The organism is Afipia dichlorophenoxyacetatis (genome assembly GCF_055386385.1).
The window spans coordinates 5,523,725-5,539,104 of record NZ_AP029250.1; the positions used below are offsets into that span (position 1 = coordinate 5,523,725).

Here is a 15,380-nt window from a genome sequence, read left to right on the forward strand (position 1 = left end):
GATCAATTCTTGTAAATCTGATCGAAAATGCCGCCTTCGGCAAAGTGATCTTTTTGCGCCTTGGTCCAGCCGCCGAACACGTCGTCGATGGTGAAAAGCTCAACCTTGGCAAACGAGGCCTCGTATTTCTTGGCAGTTTCCGGATCGCGCGGGCGATATGAATTGCGCGCCGCGATGTCCTGACCTTCCTTGGTGTACCAATATTTCAGATAAGCCTCCGCTGCAGCCCGGGTTCCCTTCTTGTCCGCGACAGAATCGACGACCGCGAGTGGCGGCTCGGCGAGAATCGACAACGGCGGCGCCACAATCTCGAACTTGTCCTTGCCGAATTCCTTTACGGCTAGGAAGGCTTCGTTTTCCCAGGCCAACAACACGTCACCAACCCCACGCTCGACGAAGGTCACGGTCGATCCGCGCGCGCCGGTATCCAACACGGGTACGTTCTTGTAGAGGTCGCCGACGAACTTCTTCGCCTTGTCCTCACCACCGTACTTCTTCAGCGCGTATCCCCACGCCGCGAGGTAATTCCAGCGGGCACCGCCAGAAGTTTTTGGGTTCGGCGTGATGACATCAACGCCCTTCTTCACCAGATCATCCCAATCCTTGATGCCCTTGGGATTACCCTTGCGGACGAGAAAGACGATGGTGGATGTGTAGGGCGAAGAGTTCTGCGGCAGCTTCGCCTGCCAATCCTTCGCCAGCAGCCCTCTGTTGGCGATTGCATCGATGTCGTAGGCAAGCGCGAGGGTCACCACATCCGCCTGCAACCCGTCGATTACCGAGCGCGCCTGTGAACCGGAGCCGCCGTGCGATTGTTTGATCTCGATGCTCTTGCCGGTTTCTTTCTTGTATGCCGCCGAGAAAGCCTTGTTGAAATCGACATACAACTCGCGGGTGGGATCATACGATACGTTGAGCAGCGACACGTCAGCGGCGAACGCAGAGCCTGCCCAGAGAACACTCGCGATGACGAGAAGACTACGGCGAACCATCTCAATCTCCATTCGAACCAGCGACATCATTGTCACTAGGAGAGGTCACAACCTCTGAAAGTCGTATGGTTCTGTCAACGAAACCGGATTTCATTCTTCGCGAGCACGCGGCACGAACGTTCTACGCAGCAGTGATTCTAAGAAATTCTACGAATCCTTGGTGACATTCATGTCAGCAAGATGGATTCCGCACTCGGTTTTATCCCGTCCACGCCATCGTCCCGCACGCGGATCTTCGCCCGGCTGCGTACGGCTTGTGCAGGGCATACATCCGATGGATGAGAAACCCGATGCGGCCAAGGGGTGTGGCGGCAGCTTCATCGCGGCGTACAGCGCCTTGAGCTCACCCTGAGAGATATTGGCAAGCGGATTGAATTTTAGCCGCGTGCCATCGGCTTCGACGACGGAGATGGCCGCACGGTCGCCCCCCTGAAAACGCTTGCGTCCGTTGATCCAAGCGTCGAAAGGCTCCAGCGCGCGCGCCAGAGGCTCAACTTTGCGGATAAAGCAGCAGCGATCAGGATTAGAGAACCACAAGTCGCGGTCGTTGTCCTCACGCGCGAGATTTTCCTTCAGCGGGTGGATGGTCCGCACATCCTTGAGACCCAGCAAGGACGTCAGCGTATCGCGATAGGCCAGCGTCTCCTCGAACAGCCAGCCGGTATCGAGAAACACCACAGGGATCGCAGGATCCACATCGGCGGCAATCTTCAGCAGTGCAGCCGACTCGGTGCCGAAGGACGAGACGACCGCCAATTTGTCGCGGCCGCCCCGCTCGATCGCGGCAGCAATAACCTCAGCGGGAGAAGCATCACTCAGATTGCGATCCAGCTCCGCCGCCTCGACGGCAAGAGCCGACGATGACGATGGCGAGGATGACGACAGGAATGATGCCGTGGCTACACTCACGACGCCACGCCTTCCGATAAGTGCATCAGACGCCGGTGGAATGCCGTGACGCGGCCATCACCGGTCGGCTGATAGAACACCGAGTAACGCTTCGCCACGATTGCGAAGGCTTCCGCGTCGCTTTGCTTCTTGACCTCGAACGCATCGAATCCAGCACGCAGCATGAACACGAACTGGTCGCGGAGCACCTGACCGGTCGCGCGCAACTCGCCACGAAACTTGTAGCGTTCGCGCAGGAGACGCGCTTGCGTATAGGCGCGCCCGTCTCGAAACACCGGGAAAATCAACGCAACAACAGCAAGCTGGCCGAGATAGGGCAGCAAGTCCTCGACGTCACGATTGTTCGGCCAGATGACTCCGGTCTTTCCCTGACGCGCCAGGACGGCCTCGGGACCTGCCAGAAAGCGGTCAGCCGACACTAGAACTGCCCCGTCAGCCGGCAGCTCCGCATCATCTGCGAGATGCGTAAATTCATCGGCGACGATGACATTACCTTTAACGAGTGGCATAGACACGCTCCTTGAAGGGCTCAACGCCGAGACGCTTCACGACATCAACAAACAATTCATCAGGCCGCTGGCGCAAAGCCAGATAAGCCTCCACGATATCCTCGACCACGTCCGGCACCTGATCATGGGGCACAGCAGGACCAACCAGCGTGCCAAGCTCTGCATGCTCATCGGCGCGGCCACCGATGGTGATCTGATAAAACTCCTCGCCGTTTTTCTCGACACCGAGAATGCCGATATGGCCGACGTGGTGATGACCGCAGGCATTGATGCAGCCGGAGATATTGATATGCAGCCGGCCGATCAGGTTAGCAGTGTCGGAATTGGCGAAACGCCGCGTCAGCTCCTGCGCGATAGGAATCGAGCGGGCATTGGCCAACGAGCAATAATCAAGCCCCGGGCAGGCGATGATATCCGACACCAGGTTGACGTTCGGCGTTGCGACGCCGATCTTGTCGAGGGCCCGCCACAACGCCGGCAGATCGCGCTTCGCAACATGCGGCAGCGCCAAGTTTTGCTCGTGTCCGACCCGGATCTCGCCGAAGGAATACTTCTCCGCGAGATCCGCAATGGCATCCATCTGATCTGAAGTGGCATCGCCCGGCGTTCCGCCTTCAGGCTTGAGCGACAACGTGACGATGGCATAGCCGGGCGCCTGGTGTGGCGCGACGGAGTTCTTGTACCAGGCCTCGAAGTGACGATCGGCAGCGACGGCCTTTGTCAACTCATCCGGCGTGTCGGAAAGCGCCTCGTATTTAGGGTAGGTAAAGCGCGAGCGGATGTCTTCGATCTCGCTGTCTTCTAGCGTGAGCGCGCCATCGCGCATCTGCACCCATTCCTCTTCCACTTCCTGCTTGAACTTTTCGATGCCAAGCTCATGGACGAGAATTTTGATACGTGCCTTGTAGATGTTATCCCGGCGGCCATACTGATTGTAGACGCGCAGGATCGCCTCGCAATAACTCAGGATATCCCGATGGCTGACGAAGCTGTTGATGGTCTTGGCGAGGAATGGCGTGCGGCCGAGCCCACCACCTACCAGCACTTCGAAACCGACTTCGCCTTCCGCATTCCTGTGAATGCGTAGCCCGATGTCGTGCACCTTGATCGCCGCACGATCATGTTTTGATGCCGTGATGGCGAATTTGAACTTACGCGGCAGGAAGGAAAATTCCGGATGCAACGTCGAATATTGCCGCAGAATCTCGGCCCAGATCCGCGGGTCGTCGACCTCGTCGGGCGCAACGCCCGCCCATTGATCTGCCGTGATGTTGCGGATGCAGTTTCCGCTGGTCTGCATGGCATGAATGCCGACCTCCGCGAGATCGGCTAGCGCATCTGGCAGTTCTGCCAGCTTGATCCAGTGGAACTGGATGTTCTGCCGCGTGGTGAAATGCCCGTATCCACGGTCATAACGACGCCCGACATGCGCCAACCGGCGCATCTGAGCCGAGGACAGCGTGCCGTAAGGAATGGCAACCCGCAGCATGTAGGCATGCAACTGCAGATAGACGCCGTTCATCAGGCGCAGTGACTTGAACTCGTCTTCTGTCAACTCTCCAGAAAGACGACGCGCGACCTGGTCGCGGAATTCAGTGACACGTTCATTGACGATCGTGCGATCGAGCTCGTCGTAAGCGTACATGGCGGCTTGCCTTAAGCAGAGAGACGCAGCGGAAACGTAACGCCCTGCTGGCGAATGCGTTCACGCAAGTTACCCGGAGCAACGCTGCCTTGATTTGTGATCTCGACAGGCGCGATGTAAGCCCCGATCGCGCCGAGATCATCCGCAGTCGATTCAGCAAGCAATTTCCGCGCGTCGTCAGCGGTCCGCACGATGGCGGCATCGGACAGATCGGTCGACCATCCGTGCGAGGCGGTGCGATAGATGACCACGCCGTCGCCGGTGCGATTGGCGGTAACAACGGAAGGTCCAGTGATTTTGATTTTCTGTTGCAGTGGGGATGTCATTCGGCAGCCATTAGAAGTTGCGAGAGGATTTTCTCTGGGTTTGCATTTCGCCAGGGGGCGGAGTGGGCGACGACGTCGCCGATGATAAGAATTGCAGGACCAGTCTCGACCTGTCTGGCGAGCGCAGGCAAATCGTTCAGGACGCCAACAACCGACTTGGCGTCGGGACGTGTGACCCGTGCGAATACACCGACCGGGGTCTCCGCCGAGCGACCGGCAGCGAGCAGCCCCTCGCGGATGGTCGAAGCCGCAGTGATGCCCATGTAAACAACAACCGTCATTTTCGTATCGGTCAGCGCCGACCAATCGACATTGCCAGCGTCTTCGGCCTTGTGTGCCGTGAGAAAGGTGATGCGCAGCGCTTGCTTGCGAAATGTAAGCGGCACTTCCGATTCTGCCGCCGCGCCAAGGCCAGCTGTAATGCCTGGAACGACGGCATAAGCAACATTCGCTTCACGCAGCGCCGCAATCTCTTCGCCGCCACGCCCAAAGACAAACGGATCGCCGCCCTTCAGGCGCACGGCACGCTTTCCGGAACGCGCAGCCTCGATCAGCAGCCGATTGACCGCGTCCTGACCAATTCCCGGCTTACCGATACGCCGGCCGACGGACACACGCGACGCATCACGGCGAGCGCGATCGAGCACTTCGGGCGAAACGAGGTCATCGTAGAAAACAATGTCGGCATCTTGCAGGGCCCGCAGGGCCTTCACCGTCAGCAAGTCTGGATCGCCCGGTCCCGCACCAACCAAGGTCACAAATCCTCGGCTGTCAGCTTCAGCGAATGCGGAATAATCCGAAAGGCTTTTCAGCGCGCGCTCGGCGCTCTCGACACGTCCAGCAAGCACGTCAGCGCCAATGGCGCCATCGATCACGCGCTCCCAGAATTTGCGGCGCGCCGACAGATCCGGCAGACGTGCCTTGATAGCTTCACGCCAACGGCCGATGAAACCCGCGAGATCACCGATCCGCGCTGGCAACACCGTTTCGATGCGCTCGCGCACACGCCGCGCGACCACCGGAGATGTTCCACCCGTCCCGACAGCTACGACGACATCGCCGCGATCGACGATCGCAGGAAAAATGAAAGTGGAATGCGCGGTCTCGTCCATGACATTGACCGGAATGCCTGCCGCTCGCGCACGGGCAGCGATCAGGTGACCCATATCACCGGCACCTGCGCACAGAACGGCAATGACATGTGAAAGATCAGCGGTGAGCGGATCACCGTCCGCACGCTCGACGCGCGCTACAGCGCTCGCATCAAATCCAGTCAAGTCGTGATGGCCGTCCGTCGCATACCAGCGAACGTGCGCGCCCGCGGACAACAACAGACGTAATTTCGCCTGCACAGCCTCTCCCTGCCCGACCAAAATAATTGGTCCGGTTTGCAGATCGAGAAATACCGGCAGAAACCGCATGCGAAACTCCGCTTCCCCATTTGCGGGGTTGACTGGAATTATTTTCTATATATGTATCGATTGCGTCACGTAAAGAGAAAATTATTTCTTCTCCGTTGCGTCGCAAACTTGGAAATTCGTACCACGAACCCGACGCAAAAGAGATGCTTGTTCTCGCGCCAATTCGGCAGGGCCAAGAGTCTGACTTGAACACCTCTCATGGTCATCAAGTGGGGCGGTCTGCCGAGAAACATAATCGCATTGCCGGAAGCCGCCATGACAGCGGCCGGCAATTCATTGCTGATGACGAGCGGCTCCGGTCAAGGTTTGTTGGGCTGACCCCACACCCACCTTCTCAAATCTACGGTCTGCAGGCGCGATGCGCGTCAGGCACGGAGTGACCCCAATGGCGCCTTCCATCCAGCCTTCAATGGATCATCTCGATGAGCTCGAAGCCCAGAGCATCTACATTTTTCGGGAAGGCTTCGCGCGACTGAAGAAGCTCGCTTTGCTCTGGTCGCTCGGCAAAGACTCAAACGTGATGATCTGGCTCGCGCGCAAAGCGTTCTTCGGCAAGGTGCCGTTTCCAGCTTTGCACGTCGACACCGGCAAGAAATTTCCGGAGATGTATGCCTTCCGCGATCACTATTCGAAAGAATGGGGGCTCGATCTGAAGGTCGATTACTGCCCGCCGATCGAAGACATCGACCCAACCCTGCCGCCGGCCGCGCGTTCTGCCGCTCGTAAAACGGAGGGCTTAAAACTTGCGCTTGCTAAATATGGCTTTGATGGGCTGATCGCCGGCATTCGCCGCGACGAGGAAGCCACCCGTGCGAAGGAACGCGTGTTTTCGCCGCGCGGCCTGGAAGGAAACTGGGACGTGCGCGACCAGCCCCCTGAATTCTGGGACCACTTCAACGCGTCGCCGCCACAGGGCGCGCACCTTCGGATTCATCCGATCCTGCATTGGACCGAGGCCGATATCTGGGCCTACACGCAACGCGAAAACATCCCGATCATCCCGCTCTATCTGTCGAAGAACGGCAAGCGTTACCGCTCGCTTGGCGATCAGGACATCACAAATCCCGTCGATTCGAACGCGTCGAATATCGAAGAAATTTTGATTGAACTGAACGCAACGAAGGTGCCCGAGCGCGCCGGACGCGCACTGGACCATGAGACAGAAGACGCCTTCGAACGGCTTCGTGTGGCCGGCTATCTCTGACGCAGGATGAGTGCTTCCATGAATATCGCGGTCCCCAAAGTTGCAGTCACCACGCCAAACGGGACTACGCGTCCTCAAGTGCGCATCGTCATCGTCGGCCACGTCGACCACGGCAAGTCCACTCTCGTTGGACGCCTGCTGCATGAAACCGGCAGCCTGCCCGACGGGAAGCTTGAGATGCTCAAGGCTGTCAGCGCGCGGCGCGGCATGCCGTTCGAATGGTCGTTCCTGCTGGATGCACTGCAGACCGAGCGCGACCAGGGCATCACCATCGACACGACACAAATCCGCTTCCGCACCAAATCCCGCGACGTCGTTCTGATCGACGCGCCGGGCCACGCGGAATTTCTGCGCAACATGATCACTGGCGCTTCGCAAGCCGATGGCGCCGTGCTCATCATCGATGCCCTTGAAGGCGTGCGCGATCAGACCCGCCGCCACGGCTATCTGCTGCATCTTCTGGGCGTCAAACAGGTCGCCATTGTCGTCAACAAAATGGACCGCGTCGATTTCAGTGCGTCGCGCTTCAAGGAAATCAGCGACGAGATCACGTCGCATCTGACCGGCCTTGGCGTGACGCCGACGGCGGTCATTCCCATTTCCGCACGCGACGGCGACGGCGTTGCCGAACGCACGCCTAATATCGATTGGTACGGCGGGCCAACCGTGGTGGAAGCGCTGGACGCGCTGACACCGGCACGCCCACTCGACGAATTGGCGCTGCGGCTTCCCGTGCAAGCGATCTACAAGTTTGATGACCGGCGCATTGTCGCCGGCCGTATCGAATCCGGCAATCTCGCCACCGGCGACGAAATCGTCATCATGCCGGCAGGCAAGATCGCCAAGGTGAAATCGATCGAGGGCTGGCCGGCGACGCCAGTGACGACACCACAAGGCGCCGGACGTTCGGTCGGCATCACGCTCGACCGCGAACTGTTCCTAGAGCGCGGTGATATCATCGGTCATGTCAATGCCGCGCCGCGCGACACCCGCCGCCTGCGCGCGCGGATTTTCTGGCTGCATGACGCTCCGCTCACAGCGGGCGCGTCTGTTCTGGTCCGTCTCGGCACGATGGAATCCCGCGCGACGGTTGTTGCGATCGACAAGGCCGTCGATCCGGGTGAGCTCGAAAGCGTCACGACATCGTCTATCGCGCGAAATCACGTCGGCGAAATCGATATCTCACTCGCTAAGCCGGTGGCAGCGGATGCCTATACCGACAATCCTCGTACCGGCCGACTTGTGATCGAAGTCAACGGACGCATCGCAGGTGGTGGCCTCGTGTTGAGTGTGGACGCCGGACAGCGGGCGATCCCGGTCGATATTGTCCCTGTTGAATCCGCACTGCGGCCGGACGAACGCTCTGCGCGTTACGGCCATGGCGGCGCTGTCGTCTGGCTGACAGGGCTGCCCGGCTCCGGAAAATCCACCGTGGCGCGTGCGCTCGAGCGCAGGCTGTTCACACACGGCGGATCCCCCATCCTGCTCGACGGCGATACGTTGCGTGCCGGCCTCAACAGCGATCTCGGTTTTTCGCCTCAAGATCGCACCGAGAATATTCGCCGCCTTGCCGAGACCGCGACACATCTGGCGCGCAATGGTCACATTGCAATCGTCGCGGCCGTTTCGCCGTCCAGCGAGGATCGCGCACAGGCGCGTCGCGTCGCGGGCGACCTGTTCCGGGAAATTTACGTCTCAACACCGGCGGAGGTCTGCGAGAGTCGTGATCCTAAGGGGCACTATGCCAAGGCACGGGCCGGAAATCTGCCGAGCTTCACGGGTATTGCGCAGGACTATCAGCCGCCCGCGAGTGCGGAACTGACCCTGGATACTTCGAACAAGTCTATTGCTGACGCCACGGAAGCCGTCGAGCGCCTGCTCGCCGGCACGGGTGTCTTGTTCGGCGAATTGAACGATCTCGCTGCCAACATCTGATTACGGCAGGCGGCTTTCGGTCCTGCGGGGCTGACTCTTGGCCGGGTCGCCATGCGGTGACCTGAGCCGTGGTATACAAGCCTGAGGCGGGGAAAGGCCTTCTCTTTTGCCCGGCTTTGGCGTTAAAACCGTCCTGCAAAGCGGCCCCAGCGGCCCTTAAATCCACCTCATCCTGAAGCCCCGAAACGGCGCTTTTTTGCCGTTGTCCGTGAGATTTATCATGAAACGTATCGATGCCAGCGGATTGAAAATCGCGCCTGTCCTGTTTGATTTCATCGCCAAGGAAGCCACCGCCGACACCGGCGTTTCACCCGACGCTTTTTGGGCCGGACTCGCCGCGATCATCAACGACCTGGCGCCCCGGAATCGGGAGCTGCTCGCATTCCGCGATACGCTTCAGGCCAAGATCGACGACTGGCACAAGTCTCATAAGGGCAAGCAGTTCGACATGAACGCCTATACGGCGTTCCTGAAGGACATCGGCTACCTGCTCCCCGAGCCAGCCGCGAAGGAAGTGCAGACCGCAAACGTCGATGAAGAAATCGCCCGCATGTTCGGCCCACAGCTCGTGGTGCCGCTCACGAACGCGCGGTACTCTCTGAACGCAGCGAATGCGCGCTGGGGCAGCCTTTACGACGCGCTCTATGGCACCGACGCGATCCCACATGATCCGAGCGAGGGCGGCAAGGGCTACAACAAGGCACGCGGCGACAAGGTGATCGCCAAGGCCAAGTCGTTCCTTGACCAAGCCGTGCCGCTGGCCACCGGTAACCACAGCGACGTCACCGCCTACAGCATCGAGAACGGCCAGCTCGCCGCCAAGCTGAAGAGCGGCAATGCGACCGCGCTGAAGAACAAGGCTCAACTCGTCGGCTATCAGGGTGATGCGGCTTCTCCGAGCGCGATCCTGCTCGTTAACAACGGCATGCACATCGATGTGCAGATCGATCGCAGCCATATTATCGGCAAGGATGATCCAGCCGGCGTCTCCGACATGATCCTCGAAGCGGCGGTCAGCACCATTCTCGACATGGAGGACAGCGTCGCCGCGGTCGATGCCGAGGACAAGGTTCTCGTGTACCGCAACGTGCTCGGCCTGATGAACGGCACGCTGTCTGCCGACTTCGACAAGGGCGGCAAGACCATGACCCGCGCCCTGAATACCGACCGCGTCTACAAGGGCGTGGACGGCAAGGAGGTGAAGCTCCATGGCCGCAGCATGATGCTGATCCGTAACGTCGGCCATCACATGTTCACCGACGCAGTGCTCGACTCGAAGGGCGAGGAAATTCCGGAAGGCATCCTCGATGCCGCGGTCAGCGGCCTGCTCGCAATCCACGACGTGAAGGGCAAGTCCAAACTCAAGAACAGCCGCAAGGGCTCGGTCTATATCGTCAAGCCGAAGATGCACGGCCCGGACGAAGTCGCACTCACCGTCGAGATTTTTGGCCGCGTCGAGAAGATGCTGTCGCTGCCTGCCAACACGCTGAAGGTCGGCATCATGGACGAGGAGCGCCGCACCACGGTCAACCTCTCCGCTTGCATCCAGAATGCCGCACAGCGCATTTGCTTCATCAACACCGGCTTCCTTGATCGCACCGGTGACGAGATTCATACCTCGATCGAAGCTGGCCCGATGATCCGCAAGAATGACATGAAAGCTCAGCCGTGGATCAAGGCTTACGAGGATTGGAACGTCGACACCGGTCTGGCCAACGGTCTGCCGGGTCACGCCCAGATCGGCAAAGGCATGTGGGCTGCGCCGGATAAGATGGCCGACATGATTGCGCAGAAGGTGGCTCACCCACAGGCCGGTGCAAGCACGGCGTGGGTGCCCTCGCCGACCGCCGCCACGCTGCACGCCCTGCACTATCATCAGGTCGATGTGCATGCGCGCCAGCAGGAATTGAAAAGCCGCACCAAGGCGAAGCTCTCCGACATCCTGACCATTCCGGTCTCGCAATCGAACTGGGCACCGGATGATGTGAAGCAGGAGATCGACAACAACTGCCAGGGTATCCTCGGCTACGTCGTACGCTGGATCGACCAGGGCGTCGGCTGCTCCAAGGTGCCGGACATTCACGATGTCGGCCTGATGGAAGATCGTGCGACGCTGCGCATTTCAAGCCAGCATCTGGCGAACTGGCTGCTGCAGGGCGTTGTCACTCATGATCAGGTGATGGAGTCGCTGAAGCGTATGGCGGTCGTCGTTGACAAGCAGAACGCGGGCGATCCGCTGTACCGCCCGATGGCGCCTTCGTTCGATGGCGTCGCTTTCAAGGCTGCGTGCGATCTAGTCTTCAAGGGACGCGAGCAGCCGAACGGCTACACCGAGTTCATTCTTCACGCTCGCCGCAAGGAAGCGAAACTCGCCGGCTGATCACGAACACACGGCGTGATGTCGCATCGTTTTTAGGAACGATCGCAACATCGCGCCGTTATCGGTCACGTTCTTCGTAAAAAGGGAGATGATCGATGGACTGGAATCGCTTGGAAGGGAACTGGAAGCAGTTCAAAGGTTCCGCCAAAGAGAAATGGGGCAAGCTGACCGACGACGATCTCGATGTCATCGAGGGCCGCCGCGAGCAACTCGAAGGCAAACTGCAGCAGCGCTACGGTTTTGCCAAGGATCAGATCCACAAGGACGTGGATGATTGGTTCAAGACACTGAAGTAAATTCGTTAGTGAAAAAGCCCCGGCGATGCCGGGGCTTTTTGTTTGGTTGCGTGTTCAAGCAACTTAGAACACCGCGAGATACTTCAGCATCGAAATGATGCCGATAATCACCACGATAGCTCTGGCGATCTGCTTCGCGCGCCCATCGATGGGCAGCATATTGATGAGATAAAGAACGAGAATAACGACAAGAAACGTAATCAGGATGCTAATCAGTATGGCCATGACCACCCCTCATGAGACCGGGACATGATGAAGGCACGCAGCGCGTGCCATATCAAAGCCAACGGTCACAATCCGGATTGGTTCCCGTTTGGGAACAGTGTTATTGAGCGGCAACCACGGGCAATTGCCCGAACTTCGCACGCAGGGACGGCGGCGCGGGCGTGAAGTTGAGTGACGCGCTGCGACGGCCACCACTGCTAACGACCATCAGGCCGCTGGCACCGGCAACGATGTCGCCCTTACGCAAGGTCGGATCATCTTCAACTTTCACTGCCGCCAGACCAAATGCATCTTTTCCATTGCAGGTGCATCCGGCAACGAGCTCGTTGCGATAGCGAAACGCGTTCGGCATATCCGAGTAAGACTTTCCATTGTCGGTCGACGCCTCGTCAATTGAGGATCCGTGATAAATCTTGGTCTCGCTCGCGGGACAGAAGTTGTTGCACATTTCCGCACTGCTCTGCCCATCGCGCACTGCTACCGGGAAGTAACGGCCATCGCACGTCCGCACACAGAAAGCAGCCCCGGTAGATTCACGATGCGGGCGATAGACGTAGACTCGTTGGGACCGGCCAAATCCGTCGCCCGGTTCAGCAAAACCAAGGGACTGCTGCTGCATCGGCCGAGGATTACAGCCGCCGAAAAATTGCGTCAGCGGATCACACGCTTGCGCGTGCGATGGAGCAATGAGATCACCGTGAAACGCGAAGAGCAGAAAGGCGAAGGTTGAAGCGATCTTCAGGTAAGTTGAACCACGCATCACGAACCTCTTGATGGGCACTTCACTTCAACCGACGCGGCGCCTTTTAAACAGCGCTTCCAAACACGCGTTTAATATAATCCCGACGTCTTGATGTTTTGTGACAGGTCACGAGTAGGCGGCACATTCATTGAGAGACGGCCGCGACCCGCCAGTTTTTCTTCAAATTGAAGCGGCTTGCCTTTCGGAAGCACAACGACCTTCGTGCCGACGTTGACGCGACTATACAGATCCTGCACGTCCTCGTTGGTCAGGCGAATGCAGCCGCTCGATACAAACTTGCCAATGGTCGATGGATCGTTCGTGCCGTGAATGCGATAGGCACTGGAGCCGAGATACATCGCAGCGGCACCAAGCGGATTGCCCGGACCACCGGCGACGAATCGCGGCAGATACGGCTGGCGCGCGATCATTTCTGCCGGCGGATGCCAATCAGGCCAAGCCGCCTTGCGCGACACGTTTTGCACGCCCGACCAGGTAAACCCCTCACGGCCGACGCCGACGCCGTAACGGATCGCGCGGCCGCCACCCAGCACATAGTACAGCGTCGTATTGCCCGTATCGATCACGATGGTGCCGGGGGCCTCCTTGGTGTCGAAAGAGACCACGCGCCGGCGAAACCGTTCGGGAAGGATTGAGCTCGAACCTTCATTCGGGGTGACTTGGGGCGATGGCAGCGATCGGTCATCCGACCAGAAAGAGCCTTGCGTTTGCCCCGCATATCCCAGCGTTTGCGAGAGGGCGGGACTGGCAAGCCCCGCAGAAAGTGCGGCGGTTGACGCCAATATAAACAATTTTACGAAACGACGGAAATTCCCAGACCTTGCACTCGACGGCACTGAATACGCCATGACCGGCCTCGCTTTTGCGGTTGCCTTGGGAAGTAACTGGGAATGCGAACGCGCTGCCGCGACGCTTGTTCCATGGTCCGGCCAGGCTTCTGCTTTTTCAGTCAGCCCCGCCGAGGGCTTTCAATCCCGCGGCGGAACTTTTAGGCAATCCGGGCGGTTAGCGCTGATGGAGCCGCCGGCCTATCGGGCAGAGACATGGAAGGATCACGGTCATGTCGGCACCCGTCCTCATCGCGCGATTATTCCCCCTGCTCCTCGGCAAACTTTAATGACGAGCAACCACAATGAGTGAGGTGCGCGAACTGAACCTTCACACCGCGAGCACACCACTCGACGACAGCCGGCTCGAGCGGCCGCCTATCATCCAGCGCACCGAGATCGTGACGTTCTGTCTGATCGGGCTGCTCCTCATCAGCGTCACCGCCGTCCTTTATGTTGGACGCGCATTCTTTTTGCCCATCGTGACAGCTATCGTGGTCGGGACCATGCTGTCACCCGCCGCCAAATTCCTCGAGCAGTACCGTATCCCCCGCTCGGTCTCTGCTGTCGCGATCGTCACCGCGACATTTGCCGGCTTTGTCTTCATGATCGGGCTCATATCCGCGCCTGTCATGGAATGGACCACGCGACTGCCCGAGCTTGGACCGCGCCTCAAAGACAAATTCCACGTCTTCGATCGGCCGATTGCGATGTGGCATCAATTGCAGGTGATGTTCGGAGCAACGCCAACACCCGGTGAAACATCGCTATCGCTGCCGCTGCCAAAAGTTGAATGGGTGCAGCCGACGTTTGAATTCCTGTCGCCGACCTTCACCGAGATTCTGCTGTTCTTCGCAGTTCTCGTGCTCTTCATTGCGAGCTGGCCGAGCTTGCGCCGCTCATTGGTCCTGACATTTGGCGACCACGAGTCGCGATTGAGAATGCTGCGGATCCTGAACGCGATCGAAACCCATCTCGGCAACTATCTTCTGACCGTCACGCTGATCAATATGGGGGTCGGTATCGCCACTGGCATCATCTGCGCCTTTACCAATATGCCGAATCCAGCGGGTCTCGGCGCTCTGGCGGCGATCGTGAATTTCATCCCGATCATTGGCCCAATCGTGATGTTTGTCGTGCTTCTGGCGGTCGGCATCATCACCGCGTCAACCTTAGGTGCCGGACTTATTGCCGCAGCCTGCTTCACGGTCGTCGCCTTTATCGAAGGGCATTTCGTAACGCCGACGATCATCGGGCGCCGGCTGGCGCTGAACGCGCTGGCGGTCTTTATCGCGCTCGCCTTCTGGACGTGGCTGTGGGGACCGATGGGAGCGTTTTTGTCATCACCCCTCCTGATCGTCGGCCTCGTCCTCAAGGAGCATCTGATGCCGGTGAAGGACACGCAGCTTCCTGAGGCCTAGTGTTCCGGCGCGCCTCCTAGCGAAGTTCTGAACCACCACACCGGTTATCGTGGATGGAACCTTCCCGATAACGGTGCGTTTTCGCTGCAGGAAATGGGTTTCCGGGGAGCTTTCGATGTCGAGCACCGACGGCGAAGACGCGATGAGGACCATGACAGATAAAGCAACATATGACCGCTTGCAGAAGGATGTAGATGCCGTGAAAAACGATATTTCAGCTCTGGCAGACCAGATCACAGACGCCCTGGACGCCTTCACGGGCAGCGCACGCAAGCAAGCCAGGCGCTCTTATAAACAAGCCCGCTCAAACGTGGATTCCATGGTGTCCGACCTGGGCCAACGGGGCAGCGAGGCTCTCGATGCCGCGCAGGAAGCCGCCGGCACTTTGGAAGAATCGCTCGAAGACGCGATCGTAGAGCGTCCGCTAGCCGCTGTTGGCCTTGCACTTGGACTTGGCTTTCTGATCGGCGTGACCTGGAGGCGCTAACGCGTCTCCATCACCATCAATCCCTAATGACGCGACGCGC

The 15,380-nt window shown here is 59.0% G+C and carries 15 protein-coding genes; 6 read left to right on the top strand and 9 right to left on the bottom strand.

The annotated features are described in order from the left end of the window. Nucleotides 1–2: 2 nt before the first annotated feature. The 6 genes from ACZ5C3_RS25940 to cysG form a co-directional block, all read right to left on the bottom strand. On the bottom strand, nucleotides 3–992 hold the full coding sequence (locus tag ACZ5C3_RS25940) for a sulfate ABC transporter substrate-binding protein (protein WP_464033980.1): 990 nt from the start codon (nucleotides 990–992) through the stop codon (nucleotides 3–5). Nucleotides 993–1,139: 147 nt separating this feature from the next. After that, on the bottom strand, nucleotides 1,140–1,877 hold the full coding sequence (locus ACZ5C3_RS25945) for a phosphoadenylyl-sulfate reductase (RefSeq protein ID WP_464038436.1): 738 nt from the start codon (nucleotides 1,875–1,877) through the stop codon (nucleotides 1,140–1,142). Nucleotides 1,878–1,897: 20 nt separating this feature from the next. After that, nucleotides 1,898–2,410 carry a DUF934 domain-containing protein gene (locus tag ACZ5C3_RS25950; protein WP_464033981.1) on the bottom strand — a complete coding sequence of 171 codons (513 nt, stop codon included), beginning with the start codon at nucleotides 2,408–2,410 and terminating at the stop codon, nucleotides 1,898–1,900. Further along, nucleotides 2,397–4,055 (bottom strand): nitrite/sulfite reductase, encoded by a 1,659-nt coding sequence (locus ACZ5C3_RS25955; protein WP_464033982.1) that lies wholly within the window; start codon nucleotides 4,053–4,055, stop codon nucleotides 2,397–2,399. Before ACZ5C3_RS25955 ends, ACZ5C3_RS25950 begins: the two co-directional genes overlap by 14 nt. Before the next feature lie 11 nt (nucleotides 4,056–4,066). Further along, nucleotides 4,067–4,381 carry a DUF2849 domain-containing protein gene (locus tag ACZ5C3_RS25960; RefSeq protein WP_464033983.1) on the bottom strand — a complete coding sequence of 105 codons (315 nt, stop codon included), beginning with the start codon at nucleotides 4,379–4,381 and terminating at the stop codon, nucleotides 4,067–4,069. After that, nucleotides 4,378–5,802 carry a siroheme synthase CysG gene (gene cysG / locus ACZ5C3_RS25965; protein WP_464033984.1) on the bottom strand — a complete coding sequence of 475 codons (1,425 nt, stop codon included), beginning with the start codon at nucleotides 5,800–5,802 and terminating at the stop codon, nucleotides 4,378–4,380. The genes ACZ5C3_RS25960 and cysG overlap by 4 nt, the downstream gene beginning before the upstream one ends. A 385-nt stretch (nucleotides 5,803–6,187) precedes the next feature. Between cysG and cysD the strand changes: the two genes are divergently transcribed. The 4 genes from cysD to ACZ5C3_RS25985 all read left to right on the top strand — a co-directional run bounded on the left by cysD (nucleotide 6,188) and on the right by ACZ5C3_RS25985 (nucleotide 11,617). Further along, nucleotides 6,188–7,006 (top strand): sulfate adenylyltransferase subunit CysD, encoded by an 819-nt coding sequence (gene cysD, locus ACZ5C3_RS25970; RefSeq protein ID WP_464044359.1) that lies wholly within the window; start codon nucleotides 6,188–6,190, stop codon nucleotides 7,004–7,006. Between the two features lie 18 nt (nucleotides 7,007–7,024). Next, nucleotides 7,025–8,941, top strand: a complete 1,917-nt coding sequence (gene cysC / locus ACZ5C3_RS25975; RefSeq protein ID WP_464033985.1) for an adenylyl-sulfate kinase — start codon at nucleotides 7,025–7,027, stop codon at nucleotides 8,939–8,941. A 220-nt stretch (nucleotides 8,942–9,161) separates the two neighbouring features. Continuing rightward, nucleotides 9,162–11,321 (top strand): malate synthase G, encoded by a 2,160-nt coding sequence (locus tag ACZ5C3_RS25980; RefSeq protein WP_464033986.1) that lies wholly within the window; start codon nucleotides 9,162–9,164, stop codon nucleotides 11,319–11,321. Between the two features lie 95 nt (nucleotides 11,322–11,416). Beyond that, nucleotides 11,417–11,617 (top strand): CsbD family protein, encoded by a 201-nt coding sequence (locus tag ACZ5C3_RS25985; RefSeq protein ID WP_464033987.1) that lies wholly within the window; start codon nucleotides 11,417–11,419, stop codon nucleotides 11,615–11,617. 63 nt (nucleotides 11,618–11,680) lie between these two features. On the opposite strand, the gene ACZ5C3_RS25990 is transcribed toward ACZ5C3_RS25985, so the two are convergent. The 3 genes from ACZ5C3_RS25990 to ACZ5C3_RS26000 form a co-directional block, all read right to left on the bottom strand. Continuing rightward, the gene (locus ACZ5C3_RS25990; RefSeq protein ID WP_464033988.1) at nucleotides 11,681–11,842 is read right to left on the bottom strand and encodes a Thivi_2564 family membrane protein; all 162 of its coding nucleotides are present in this window, start codon (nucleotides 11,840–11,842) and stop codon (nucleotides 11,681–11,683) included. A gap of 100 nt (nucleotides 11,843–11,942) precedes the next feature. Next, entirely contained in the window at nucleotides 11,943–12,602 is a 660-nt protein-coding gene (locus ACZ5C3_RS25995) for a DUF2865 domain-containing protein (protein WP_464033989.1), read from the bottom strand. A gap of 71 nt (nucleotides 12,603–12,673) precedes the next feature. Continuing rightward, nucleotides 12,674–13,453, bottom strand: a complete 780-nt coding sequence (locus ACZ5C3_RS26000; RefSeq protein ID WP_464033990.1) for a L,D-transpeptidase — start codon at nucleotides 13,451–13,453, stop codon at nucleotides 12,674–12,676. 284 nt (nucleotides 13,454–13,737) lie between these two features. Between ACZ5C3_RS26000 and ACZ5C3_RS26005 the strand changes: the two genes are divergently transcribed. Continuing rightward, nucleotides 13,738–14,853, top strand: a complete 1,116-nt coding sequence (locus ACZ5C3_RS26005; protein WP_464033991.1) for an AI-2E family transporter — start codon at nucleotides 13,738–13,740, stop codon at nucleotides 14,851–14,853. A gap of 115 nt (nucleotides 14,854–14,968) precedes the next feature. Then, a complete protein-coding gene (locus tag ACZ5C3_RS26010) occupies nucleotides 14,969–15,340 on the top strand; it encodes an ElaB/YgaM/YqjD family protein (protein ID WP_464033992.1) in 372 nt (123 codons plus the stop codon). The last annotated feature ends 40 nt before the right edge of the window (nucleotides 15,341–15,380 follow it).